Source organism: Psychromonas saccharinae, assembly GCF_051201515.1.
GTDB lineage: Bacteria > Pseudomonadota > Gammaproteobacteria > Enterobacterales > Psychromonadaceae > Psychromonas.
Genome location: NZ_CP195153.1, coordinates 4,388,783 through 4,400,797, shown reverse-complemented (window position 1 = coordinate 4,400,797; position 12,015 = coordinate 4,388,783). Strand labels below are relative to the sequence as shown.

Annotated in this window: 12 protein-coding genes; 8 read left to right on the top strand and 4 right to left on the bottom strand. The window is 41.2% G+C overall.

The window, feature by feature from the left end; genetic code table 11:
* From ACR30L_RS19660 to ACR30L_RS19645, 4 genes are all read right to left on the bottom strand, one after another.
* The gene (locus ACR30L_RS19660; RefSeq protein ID WP_435235923.1) at nucleotides 1–906 is read right to left on the bottom strand and encodes a VanZ family protein; all 906 of its coding nucleotides are present in this window, start codon (nucleotides 904–906) and stop codon (nucleotides 1–3) included.
* Between the two features lie 90 nt (nucleotides 907–996).
* Nucleotides 997–1,728, bottom strand: coding sequence for a 4-hydroxy-tetrahydrodipicolinate reductase (gene dapB / locus ACR30L_RS19655; RefSeq protein WP_435235922.1), 732 nt, complete (start codon nucleotides 1,726–1,728; stop codon nucleotides 997–999).
* A 14-nt stretch (nucleotides 1,729–1,742) separates the two neighbouring features.
* On the bottom strand, nucleotides 1,743–2,084 hold the full coding sequence (locus tag ACR30L_RS19650; RefSeq protein ID WP_435235921.1) for a DUF2956 domain-containing protein: 342 nt from the start codon (nucleotides 2,082–2,084) through the stop codon (nucleotides 1,743–1,745).
* A complete protein-coding gene (locus ACR30L_RS19645) occupies nucleotides 2,084–2,308 on the bottom strand; it encodes a DUF1289 domain-containing protein (protein ID WP_435235920.1) in 225 nt (74 codons plus the stop codon). The genes ACR30L_RS19650 and ACR30L_RS19645 overlap by 1 nt, the downstream gene beginning before the upstream one ends.
* Nucleotides 2,309–2,573: 265 nt before the next feature.
* Between ACR30L_RS19645 and ACR30L_RS19640 the strand changes: the two genes are divergently transcribed.
* From ACR30L_RS19640 to ACR30L_RS19605, 8 genes are all read left to right on the top strand, one after another.
* Nucleotides 2,574–3,404 (top strand): HDOD domain-containing protein, encoded by an 831-nt coding sequence (locus tag ACR30L_RS19640; RefSeq protein WP_435235919.1) that lies wholly within the window; start codon nucleotides 2,574–2,576, stop codon nucleotides 3,402–3,404.
* A gap of 364 nt (nucleotides 3,405–3,768) precedes the next feature.
* The gene (locus tag ACR30L_RS19635) at nucleotides 3,769–4,632 is read left to right on the top strand and encodes a YicC/YloC family endoribonuclease (RefSeq protein WP_435235918.1); all 864 of its coding nucleotides are present in this window, start codon (nucleotides 3,769–3,771) and stop codon (nucleotides 4,630–4,632) included.
* Between the two features lie 238 nt (nucleotides 4,633–4,870).
* Complete coding sequence (narQ, locus tag ACR30L_RS19630) at nucleotides 4,871–6,595, top strand: nitrate/nitrite two-component system sensor histidine kinase NarQ (RefSeq protein ID WP_435235917.1); 1,725 nt, start codon at nucleotides 4,871–4,873, stop codon at nucleotides 6,593–6,595.
* Complete coding sequence (locus tag ACR30L_RS19625; protein WP_435235916.1) at nucleotides 6,582–7,205, top strand: response regulator; 624 nt, start codon at nucleotides 6,582–6,584, stop codon at nucleotides 7,203–7,205. Before narQ ends, ACR30L_RS19625 begins: the two co-directional genes overlap by 14 nt.
* 344 nt (nucleotides 7,206–7,549) lie before the next feature.
* Entirely contained in the window at nucleotides 7,550–7,789 is a 240-nt protein-coding gene (locus tag ACR30L_RS19620) for an SAM-dependent methyltransferase (protein WP_435237929.1), read from the top strand.
* 188 nt (nucleotides 7,790–7,977) lie between these two features.
* Nucleotides 7,978–10,059 carry a molybdopterin oxidoreductase family protein gene (locus ACR30L_RS19615; RefSeq protein WP_435235915.1) on the top strand — a complete coding sequence of 694 codons (2,082 nt, stop codon included), beginning with the start codon at nucleotides 7,978–7,980 and terminating at the stop codon, nucleotides 10,057–10,059.
* Nucleotides 10,060–10,266: 207 nt separating this feature from the next.
* Nucleotides 10,267–10,689: a 4Fe-4S dicluster domain-containing protein gene (locus tag ACR30L_RS19610; RefSeq protein ID WP_435235914.1), complete on the top strand. Its 423-nt coding sequence runs from the start codon at nucleotides 10,267–10,269 to the stop codon at nucleotides 10,687–10,689.
* A 2-nt stretch (nucleotides 10,690–10,691) separates the two neighbouring features.
* Nucleotides 10,692–11,942, top strand: coding sequence for an NAD(P)/FAD-dependent oxidoreductase (locus ACR30L_RS19605; RefSeq protein ID WP_435235913.1), 1,251 nt, complete (start codon nucleotides 10,692–10,694; stop codon nucleotides 11,940–11,942).
* Nucleotides 11,943–12,015: the final 73 nt, after the last annotated feature.

Sequence of the window (12,015 nt, the reverse complement as noted above, 5' to 3'; positions counted from 1 at the left end):
CTATTCAAGATACACACTTTCTAAGTATAAATACACGGGACCCGTCAGATCATACATATAAAAATCGACGCCAGCCATTTGGCTTAAGTCCATATCTCTTAATGCGACACCATTTTTGATGGTGGTTAAGGGGATCTTAATTTGACTTAAACCAGGTTTAACTTGTAAGTCTTTATCAAAGCGATCTTGGCTGTTTGGTTTCCCTTTATTGTAATGTTTATCCGTCATAATAAGGGTGACAGGCAACGCAGCTGAGTTTGGATTATAAAAACGTATCGTTAGCTGTTTATAGCTTACCCAATCACCTTGAAAATAACGTAATGCAACCCCGCTGTATTGACGTGGTACAAAAGTGATTTTCATCATGTCATGACCCTCTGAAAGCGGTGAGGCAAGACTTAAGGGCTGATCAGACTTCCAACGGGTTAGTGCAATATCTTGTTGAAACGACGCTAGCACGGGAAATTCATAACGCAGTTTAGCTTCATCAAAAAGAGTCAGTGCAGAAGGCAGTAACAGATAACCGAATAAACTTATATAAGCGAATTTGAATCCCCAATGAATGCGATGCCTATTAACGATGAAGATGCTTAATAGCACGCCTACATAGTTCATAAACACATCACCAACTTCTCGAGAACGTCCGAAAAAAGGTTGAATAAGCTCGATGGTAATACCCAAGGAAAAGCAGAATAAAGTTAATAAAATGAATTGCTTGTTTAGGCTCGCCGTTTTTATGGTTGGCTGATAACGCAATAAAAGAAAACTCCAAAAAGCAAATACAGTGACGTGACCAATTGGCCATAATGCATCAATGATTCTTTCTGAAATTAAGTTGCCGATATCGATAAAGAGTAATGAAAAGCAAATTAAGCCAATGATAGAAAAAATAATTTTTTTAAGCATACAAGGCCTAACATAAAGGAAAGGAGAGAGGGATAAATGAATAGGGCAATGAACAACGCTGACAGTGCCAGCGTTGAGTGATAGTAAAGGTTAATTCATTAGATGTTCAAGGCCATAAACAAGTTCGCTATGTTTAACCACCTCTTTACATGCTAAACAGATACCGGGCATAAACGATTCACGATGTTGAGAATTATGTTCAATTTTTAATGTTTCACTTAATCCACCAAAAAAGACCGTTTGTTGTGCCACAACACCAGGCAAACGTACTGAATGTAGCTTCACGCCATGTAATTCAGCACCGCGAGCTCCTTCAATTAATTCTTTATCGCTACAAGGTGTGGTTGCTTGTGTACGAGCGGCTGCAATTAGTTCTGCAGTGCGAATACCCGTACCTGAAGGGCTTTCTTCTTTTTGTGGACTATGTGCTTCAATGACTTCGGCATCGGGTAGGTATTTCGCAGCTTCTGCCGAAAACTTCATCATTAATACTGCGCCAATTGAAAAGTTAGGAGCAATCAAACCACCTAGTTGTTTTTCCGCAGCTAATGCTTGTAACTCTTTTACTTGCTCAACTTGGAAGCCACTGGTGCCAATTACAGGGCATGCGCCTGCATTTAAAATCGTTTGGGTATTATTAAATCCTGCCGATGCAGCTGTTAAATCAACAACCACTTGTGCGCCAGTTTGTTTGATTAAAGCAGCAAGATCATCACCGAAATCACATTCACCAACAAGTTGTAACGCTTCATCTTTATTAACTGCGTTGACTGCTTCACTGCCCATACGACCTTTCGCGCCGTTTACGATAACTTTAATCATGTTGCTTCCTTTGTTTATTGATTCATGTGACTAGCGAGATAAGCTGCAAAACCTAACCAACTGATAATGAGCAAGCTCCAAGGCAATACCGTGCTTTTTTGAGTTGGTTCGGTAGGTTGAGTTTCCGCGACCGGTTGTTCGTTTTCGGTGGTCTGTTTGTGGTGTTTCTTCTTGGCTTTATCTGCTTGTCGTTGTTTGCTTTTGATTGTTTTTTTGTATTCAGCAATGCCTTTTTGAATGCCCTGAGCAATTAAACGGGTTTGCTCTTTGGTTTGGCCTTGTTTCTGTGTTTTTTTGGCAATTTGCATCGCTTCATTTTGAGTTTCTTGGGAAACGTCAGTTTTATGTTTAGCCATTATTTTTTACACTTCATGCTTTGAATTCTGTCGAGTTGTTTGAGCGATTTTCTATTCAGCGTCGAGAGGAAGTTTTCAGGATCTTCATAGTCATAATCATGCATATGTGCGACCACTTTTTGCACTAAAGCTTTGGTATCTCTAATTTCATTATGACTACGGCCACACCCACGACAATGGGTGCCATCGCTTGTGCATTGATCGGTACAGGGACTAAATTTCATTGTTAAATCCTTGTGAAGTTAAAGCGTTTATATAGTGAAACAATTTATTATATCTTCCCACCTGACTTTAACAACCATAAATACGTTCGCACAAAATATTAAAAAATAACCAGACTGAACAAACTCAGCACATAAATAGTCTACAATTTGCGCTGTTTCACTAAAGCTTTTGTCGGTTATTGATTTTATTTGCATAAAAGACCTATTATCTATCTTTATACCTTCTGCTTAGCATGAATATTATTAATTATTAAAGGAATGTCCAATGAGTGAGCTTTCGCAGCTATTTAGTAACGTAAAACAATTACCGGTTTTACCTATTCTATTACTGGAGTTAATGGAAAGCTTTTCCGATGAAGATGTACAAGTTGAAGAAATAGCTAAAAAAATAGGCATGGATCAGGCAATTAGTGCCAAGGTTATCCGCATGGCAAACTCAACGGCTTACCGTCGTGGTAAAGAAGTCGAGTCAATCACACAGGCCGTTATCCGTTTAGGCTTTAATCAAGTGCGTAGCATTGTGGTTGCAGCCACTATTTCTAATGTATTTCCTGAAACCCCTGGGTTTGATAAAAACAAATTTTGGCAAGATACCTTCACCACTGCCAATATTGCAAAAGCATTAGCAAGACATTGTAAACTTAATCAAGAAACTGCATTTACCTGTGCAATGATGCATAGTATCGGGGAATTATTACTGCAAATATTGAAACCACAGGAATGTTCTTTGATTGATATGGCCATCGAAATGGGGGAGCCACGTTTATCTGCTCAACGAGAAACCTTTGGATTTGACTACACGCAAGTTGGCGCTGAGCTAGCCAAACACTGGAACTTTTCAGCGGTATTTTGTGATGCTATTGAACAACAACTTGATCCCTTGTCCTATGAAAACCCTTCAAAAGAAGCGATTTTAATTCGTCTAGCTGTCTTCTCCGGTTTTGCATGGGGAGCTAATTTACCCGCTGAAATGATTGTTGCCCGTTTCCCACCGTTGCTCACTGATTATCTGAACCTAAACAAAGACGGTTTGGTGGAAGAGTTTGCAGGACTGATTGAAGCAGGTGAAGAACTAGGGCGTTTAATCGCTAATTAATACCGGTCAGACAAGGTTAAATTTATATATGTTGTGTATTTTCTAACCTGAGAATACATAACATATCTTCTCACTTAAACACTATATTCCCGCGACCTTGCAAAATACAAAAATCACTAAGCTATAATATACCCATTGTTATCTGAGAGGCTAATAAATGCATCTTGATTGGTCATGGGGATAAGTGAAGCAAGTTTATTATTATTTATTTAATATCAGACGAATAGACAGATTTTCAGTGAATTAGATGCATTGTCCGTGATAAGAGATTTCAGGTATAAATAAGGTTCAATAATAGTGTGCTAACGTAGCATGTTTGCGCTTATCTCAGTTATACTAAGCGCTCAAATTAAAAGAGGTGATTATGATTTACAGTATGACGGCATTTGCACGTAAGCAATTAAAAGGTGATTGGGGTACGGCGGTATGGGAAATACGATCAGTAAATCAACGCTACTTAGAAACCTACTTTCGTTTACCAGAACAATTTCGTGGTCTTGAAACTAAATTAAAAGAAACATTCCGTAAGCGCCTACAACGTGGAAAAATCGAATGTAGCCTACGTTTTGATGCGAGTAGTCGCAACGATAACGCATTGCATATGGACCAAGAATTAGCCGGACAGCTTATTCAAAATGCACAATGGGTTATCGATCGTGCCGGTACAGGCTCCTTAAACCCCATTGATGTTTTAGCATGGCCTGGCGTTATGAAAACGCCAGAGCAAGATGTTGATGCGATTACCGTTGAGCTGATGGCCGGTTTTGAACAAACTGTTAATGAATTTATTGAAGCGCGCGCAGCGGAAGGTGCAAATCTTGGTGTCTTTATCGAGCAACGTTTAGTCGCTATTGGTGAACAGGCGAGTAAGGTTCGTTTATCTATGCCAGAAGTACAAGTGTGGCAAAAATCGCGTATTTTGAAAAAATTTGAAGATGCTAAAGTAGACCTAGACAGTACCCGAGTTGAACAAGAACTGGTGTTACTTGCCCAAAAAACCGATGTGGCAGAAGAACTCGATCGTTTAGATTCTCATATCTCAGAAGCCCGTAAAGTATTAGCAAAGGGCGGTCCAATCGGACGTCGTTTAGACTTTATGATGCAAGAATTTAACCGTGAAGCCAATACATTGGGCTCGAAAGTGATCAATAGCGAAATCACCGCTGCAGCCGTTGAATGCAAGGTGTTAATCGAACAAATGCGGGAGCAAGTTCAAAATATCGAATAATTGTTAAATAAATTACTGTTTATTATGATTGGTTTCTCCCGAAAATCGGGAGGACACTTTCTCAATTATTAATATAATTGTTATATTCCCTCCTGATTGGTAATCGATTCCGTAGTTTCTCCAGCAAAATACCCATTGCCAATCAAGATGCACAAATCAGCAAGCTGAGATGTGACCATATTCTAGGTATCAAGTAGAAAATTAGTTCAGTAAGCGCTGCTAATAATAAAGGAAAAGTGTGTATAAACCTCAAGTATCAGTGACAACAACCATCGCGCGTTCGATGTTCTTTATACTGCTGTTATCTATAACGACGGGCGGAGGTGCTATTTTCACTTTATTTTCCAGTTTGGATGACGCAGGGGCAATTAATGTTGCCGGTTCATTACGAATGCAAAGCTATCGACTGGCTTATGATATTGAAACAGGATCGCAGCAGTTTAGTCAGCACTTGGCTAGTTATCAAACATCGATGGATGCCGCCTCTCTGAAGTCTATTGATAGTTGGATAACGCCACAGTCGCTGATCGATAAGTACCATAATTTGATTCAGCGCTGGCAGGAGCTACAACCAGCGCTACAGTCTGATCATAAACGAGTTTATATTGAAAATGTGGCTGACTTTGTTAATCAGATAGACCAGTTTGTGTTCGAGCTGCAGGAATTCTCAGAGCGCAAACTATTGTTACTGACCTTGTCCTATGGTCTTGGCTTTACCCTTATTGCACTGATTGCTTTCTACTGTATTTTTTATATTCAGAAGAAAGTTGTTTTCCCTTTAACCCAATTAGTGGCTGCAAGTAAGCAAGTTCAGGGGGGAAACTTCCGGATCCAGCTAACAGATGGTATGCAAAATGAACTCGGTATTTTAGCTAATGTATTTAATAATATGGCTTCTGAGCTGGAAAAACTATATTCAGGCCTAGAACATAAAGTTCAGGAAAAAACCGGCAAGTTGAAACACGCCAACGCTTCTCTGGAAACACTTTACGGTTGCTCCCAAGAACTTTCTGCTAGTTATTTAGATGAGGATACTTTCCGTAATATTCTTAACCGATTGCTGGTTACTGATGGACTAACAGCGATTAGACTAGTAGTCGTTGAAGAGCAGGGGGCTGGGTGGAATATTGATGTAGGTGAACCATCTTTATCGAAGGAGTGGAATCAGGAACTTTTGTATTTGGATAGTGAAATATTTGGTCACCTTGAATGGCAAGTTACTCCCCCTTTCGCGGATAATGAGCTTATCAGCAATGTTAGTAAAATAATTTCCTTGGGGATCTATTACAACCTATCACAAAAACAGACACAACAATTGCTGCTTATGGAAGAAAGAGCAACTATCGCCCGAGAGCTTCATGACTCTATTGCACAATCACTCTCTTACCTGAAAATTCAGCTTACATTACTGAACCGTAGCCTAGCCAAGCTCGATATCGACCAGTCAAAGATTACAGCCAAAGAGATCCAAGAGCAGCTTAATGCCACCTACACACAGCTACGCGAGCTTATTAGTACCTTCCGGCTTACTATCGATAATGCTAATTTTGGTGAGGCACTGAAAGAATTACTCGACTCTCTGGGTGAGCAAACATCTGCAAAATTAGTTTTAGATAACCAACTCTCCTCTGTTGCACTTAGGGCTAATCATCAGGTGCATGTCCTGCAGATCATTCGCGAAGCGGTTATTAATGCGATTAAACATGCTCAAGCTTCTCAAATCACCGTTAGTTGCATACAAAATGATCAATCAGCCAGTGTGACTATTATTGATAACGGTATTGGTTTCTGTGCCGAAATATCAAAGCCTAATCACTACGGCCTGAGTATCATTACAGAAAGGGCAGAGCGACTGGAAGGTCAGGTCACGGTCAACAGAACTGGATCTGGTGGCTGCCAGGTGCAGTTATGTTTCCCGATACAAAAATTAAAGCAAGAAAGAGATAATAATGAACAAGTGTAATGTACTAATTGTGGACGATCACCCTCTTATGCGCCGAGGCATCAATCAACTGCTCTCCTTTGAAGAGGAGTTTAGTGTTGTCGGCGAGGCTAATAATGGTGCGGATGCTGTTGCCTATGCCTGCCAAAATGAACCAGATATGATCTTGCTGGATTTGAATATGAAGGGGATGTCTGGGCTAGATACATTAAAAGCCCTTAGGGAGGAAGGTATTACTGCAACAGTGATCATTCTGACCGTATCAGACAGCAGCAAGGATATCCGAACTCTGATAGCAGCGGGTGCAGACGGATACCTGCTCAAAGATACCGATCCTGATGAGCTGATCCAGCTGATTAAGCAGGCGATGACAGGCGGCAATGCGTACAGCAAGCTCGTACAGGAAACACTTGACCGGGAAGGTGAAGAGGAGGATTTTTTCAGTAGTCTGACCGAGCGCGAAGCGCAGGTACTTGGGGAGCTCTCTCTGGGACTGAGTAATCGTCAGATAGCCGACCGGTTATTTATTTCAGAATCTACCGTCAAAGTACATATCAAAAGCTTATTGAAAAAGCTGAAAGTAAAATCCAGAATTGCGGCGACTGTGCTTTATCTAGAAAAGAAGAATTAAAGCGATTTCCTCCGGCAATTGCCTGAATTGGTCTACTAAAATGTATCTGACTTTGATTCTCAGAAACGGAGTGATGGTCTATCAAGCTGATTATATTGGTGTAGCTAAAGCTGAGTTGATGAAGCAGCATCTACAAAACTATTGTTCTTAGTAAAAACCTGCAAGACCCCGTTTGCGGATAAAAAGAGTAAATCACCTGTTAGTTCAAATATATACTGTTTAATATTGTGATTCCCCCACCTACCCCTTTAGGGGTATTTCTATTCAAAACTGATTTAAATCAAGATTCAAATCAGTTTCTTCACTAAAAATACATTATTTACCTTTGGTAACCAAGGCAGCCGATCCCTTTATTTTTTAGTCGAGGCTGTGAAGAGGTTGAATACCTAGCAAAGCAGCACATCCGCGCAGAAATAGTGCTAGGTATTACGACTGCATCTGGTGTGATGGCTTACGCCGAGATCCCACTGACCATAGAGGTTATTCACAGGGGAACAGTTTATTACCGGACATATCAAGCAAGATGGAGACTATCTGTGCTGGTTATCTCTGGTACAGACAAATCACACTCTGGTGCTCTATAGGGGCCTTAAACAGAGCGGGTATATCAATGAGCAATTAAGGCTCGGACAATACATCAACCGCTACCATAGAAAAAGCATCACAGCTGCACGATACGTTGAAGTGGTTTTCTCAACCCGATAATTAAGCATTAAACAGATTTAACAAAGCTATTAAAAATATTTGAAACAAAATTATAAGAGAGAACTAGATGAAAAAGATTCAATCTACCTGTAACTACTGCTCCATCGCATGCAATATGGATTTCTTTGTTGAAGATGGTGAAATAAGGAAGGTAATACCCAGTAAGAAATACCCGGTAAATAAAAAATTTAGCTGTATTAAAGGATTGAGTCTTAGCAAACAATTAACCTCGCAGGACTTTCCATTAGAGCCACTATTAAAAGATAAGAATGGCAATAAGGAAACGATTACCTGGGATAAAGCCTACTCGACAATGGCAGAAAGGCTTCAGGATATCGTTGCAAAACATGGTCCGGAAAGTGTTGCGGGTATCAGTACGGGTCAGCTGACACTTGAAGAAATGGCACTGGCTGGCCATGTTGTCAGAAATCATATCGGTGGTTACCTAGACGGCAATACCAGATTGTGTATGGCAACATCAGTGGTGGCGCACAAACAAAGTTTTGGATTTGATGCGCCTCCTTATACATTGGATGATCTAGAGCTATCCGATGTGATTATCTTTATCGGTGCAAACCCGATTGTCGCCCAGCCTATCGTTTGGGATCGGGTCAGAAAAAACACCAATAAGACCATTATTACCCTAGACCCGAGAAAAAGTGAGACGGCCAAGCGCTCTGACTACCATTACCCTATCAAGCCGAAAACAGATATCACTTTTATGTATACTCTGGCCAATCTGCTTATCCAAAAAGGTTGGATCGATAATAGCTATATTGACAAGTACACTGAAAACTTTGCTGGATTTGTTGAGCAGGTTAAGGGATATACATTAGAAACAATAGAGGAAACAACGGGAATAACGGCAGCACAGGTAGAAAAACTGGCTGAGCTTATCCATCAGGGAGAGAATGTTTCTTTCTGGTGGACGATGGGAGTCAACCATGGATTCCAAGCGGTAAGAACGGCACAAAGTATTATCAACCTAGCATTGATGACAGGCAATATTGGTAGACCGGGAACGGGTGCTAACTCATTAACCGGCCAATGTAATGCTATGGGATCTAGACTATTCAGCAACACCACGGGCTTATATGGTGGTGGAGACTATGCTAATCAAGCGCAGAGAGAAAAGGTCGGTAATGCCCTAGGATGCGATCCGAGTATCTTCCCGACTGCGCCGACTATCGCCTATAACCAGATTATTGAAAAGATCATCAGCGGCGAGATCAAAGCACTGTGGATTTTATGTACTAACCCAAGACACTCCTGGGCGAATAACTCACAGTTTGCCGAAGCATTAAAAAAATTGGAATTCTTTGTTGTTCAGGATCTTTACGATAATACCGATAGCTCTGAGATGGCGGATCTCTTCCTGCCAGTGGTTTCTGGGTTACAAAAAGAGGGAACAATTATTAATACCGAGCGCAGGATCTCCAAGGTAAATCCAGTGCTTCCTAGAACCGAAAAACAGAAATGCGACTTTGAGGTGATCTACAACATAGGTAAGGCGCTTGGCATGGGCGATCTTCTTAAAGGATGGGAAACCCCAGAAAATGTATTTAACCTAATGGCCAAAGCCACCCAAGATTCGCCCTGTGACTTTACTGGTGTGAACTATGCGCTGCTTGATGAAGGATATGGCGCACAGTGGCCATTCAAAGCAGGGCAGACACACAGCGACGCTAAGGCGGAAAGAAGGCTATACGAAGATAATCAGTTCTACACGCCGAATAAAAAAGCCAAGTTTATGTTTGAAGATGTTGTCGATAATCCGGTACCGGTCAATGATCAGTTCCCTTATATCCTTAATACCGGCAGGGGCACCGTAGGTCAATGGCATACCCAGACAAGAAGCAAAGAGATAACGCGGGTAAACGATGCGACCTCTGAAGACGCTTATATCTACCTTTCTAACGAGCTTGGCAATAAACTCGATATCCAAAGCAAAGATAATATAAAGGTGAGCTCGATAAACGGACAAAGCAGCGAATTTATTGCAATACTGACTGAAGATGTCCCGATGGATCAACTCTATGCCCCGATCCACTATATTGAGACCAACAACCTCACGCTTTCTATCTATGACCCTTATTCCAAGGAGCCATCATATAAATATGCACCGGTTAATATCGAGAAGCTGGTTTGATAGTGAATTAACAATACATGCTTATGTAGATGATTTAGGTGGTTTACCACAGAGGACACAGAGGTGCTGCGCACAACACAGAGAAAATGACTGATGGGTCGTAACCCATTAATGATTTGTGTGGTGCACTGTTGGAAGTTTCTATGTTTACCTGAATTAAGTGCATTGGCATTTAACAGTATTTAAAAATTTTGGAAATAGGTAAAAATGAGAGAATTAAAGAAGAAAAGAATTCAGATAGACCGCGATAAATGTATCAGCTGTCTGACCTGTGTCAGCGCCTGTATGGTTGAAAAAGATTCGGAAGAATCAAGAAACCGTGTGGTAATGAGCAGCGACTTGAAGCCGACACCAATATTCTGCAGACACTGTGATCAGCCAGAGTGTGTCTACACCTGTATGAGCGGCGCGATGAGAAAGGATTTGGAAACCGGATTGGTACTATACGACAAGGAAAAATGTGCCAGCTGTTATATGTGCGTGATGGCTTGTCCCTATGGTGTGCTAAAAGAAGACGATCGAACCAAAAAAGAGATTTTAAAGTGTGATATGTGTGTTGAAAATCCAACGGGACCTGCCTGTGTCACCAAGTGTCCAATGGAAGCGATCACCGTTGAGGAGATAAAATAGTGATGAAATATGTAGTAATTGGCGCCTCAGCTGCAGGAATGAACGGTGCAGAAAACCTAAGAAGAATGGATCCCAATGGTGAAATTACAGTGGTATCTACCGATGAGTATATATATTCACGCTGCATCATTCATCACTATATCTCCGGAGAAAGAACCAAGGAAGGGATCAACTTTGTCGATAAGGACTTCTTTGAGAAAACCAACATCAACTGGATCAAAGGAAGATCGGCTGTCAAACTTCTTGAAGATGAAAAAAAAGTAGTATTGGATGATGGTCAAGAAGTGGACTATGACAAACTGCTTATCGCAAGCGGCTCTAGACCCTTTATCCCGCCCATTGAGAACCTGAGAGAGGGGATTAATGTCGTGGGTATGAAAACACTTGATGACTGCGACAGAGTTATCGAGCTGGCTAAACAAGCCAAAAGCATTGCTGTGGTCGGTGCTGGGCTTATTGGAATGGATGCCGTCACCGGACTGCTTCATTCAAAGTCAGTTTCTGCCAAACTATCATTGGTGGAAACCAACGACCGATTACTACCACTTCAGTTGGATAAAAAGGCTTCTATCCAATATGAAAATGAACTAATCAAGGGCGGTGTTGATCTCTATCTCGAAAGCTTTGTTCAGGTGGCAAACCTCAATGAACAGAAAGAGGTGATATCTCTGGGGCTAAGAGATGGCCGAGTTGTTACGGCGGATCTGGTGATTGTCGCAACCGGTGTGCGCTCCAATGTCGAGTTTCTTGAGGGAACCAACGTGGAACTGAGCAAGTGTGGCCTAGTCTTTAATGCCCGAGGCGAAACCAATGTCAAAGATGTCTATGGTGCGGGTGATGTAAGCGGCATCGCGCCAATTTGGCCCGTTGCAGTAAAAGAAGGGATCATTGCCACCAATAATATGACCGGCGAAGCCTGTGAGATGACCGACTTCTTTACCTCAAAGGCGACCATGAATTTCTTTGATATACCGACCCTTTCCCTAGGTGATTCTATTAAACCTGAGCAGGAATATGTCGAACAGGGATATAGCGTGGAGGTTGATGAGGGCGGCAAGGGAACCTATAAGAAAATCATCCATAAAGACGGTGTTATCTTTGGTGCAATCGTGCAGGGAGACCTTTCCTATGCCGGTATATTGACTCAGTTAATCAGATCTAAAATGGACATATCTAAGGTTAAAAAATCACTCTTTAAGATTGATTATTCAGACTTTTTTAAATTGAAAAATAACCACGAGTTCACTTTTTAATACCAAACTTCTTCAAAATAAAAAGCAGCCTACGGAATAAATCAGTATTACCGGGCTGCTAATTCATCCACTT

Excerpts from the sequence above, each read along its gene's own strand:
- ACR30L_RS19660 (WP_435235923.1), bottom strand. The coding sequence starts at position 906 with ATGCTTAAAAAAATTATTTTTTCTATCATTGGCTTAATTTGCTTTTCA.
- dapB (WP_435235922.1), bottom strand. The coding sequence starts at position 1,728 with ATGATTAAAGTTATCGTAAACGGCGCGAAAGGTCGTATGGGCAGTGAA.
- ACR30L_RS19650 (WP_435235921.1), bottom strand. The coding sequence starts at position 2,084 with ATGGCTAAACATAAAACTGACGTTTCCCAAGAAACTCAAAATGAAGCG.
- ACR30L_RS19645 (WP_435235920.1), bottom strand. The coding sequence starts at position 2,308 with ATGAAATTTAGTCCCTGTACCGATCAATGCACAAGCGATGGCACCCAT.
- ACR30L_RS19640 (WP_435235919.1), top strand. The coding sequence starts at position 2,574 with ATGAGTGAGCTTTCGCAGCTATTTAGTAACGTAAAACAATTACCGGTT.
- ACR30L_RS19635 (WP_435235918.1), top strand. The coding sequence starts at position 3,769 with ATGATTTACAGTATGACGGCATTTGCACGTAAGCAATTAAAAGGTGAT.
- ACR30L_RS19625 (WP_435235916.1), top strand. The coding sequence starts at position 6,582 with ATGAACAAGTGTAATGTACTAATTGTGGACGATCACCCTCTTATGCGC.
- ACR30L_RS19615 (WP_435235915.1), top strand. The coding sequence starts at position 7,978 with ATGAAAAAGATTCAATCTACCTGTAACTACTGCTCCATCGCATGCAAT.
- ACR30L_RS19610 (WP_435235914.1), top strand. The coding sequence starts at position 10,267 with ATGAGAGAATTAAAGAAGAAAAGAATTCAGATAGACCGCGATAAATGT.
- ACR30L_RS19605 (WP_435235913.1), top strand. The coding sequence starts at position 10,692 with ATGAAATATGTAGTAATTGGCGCCTCAGCTGCAGGAATGAACGGTGCA.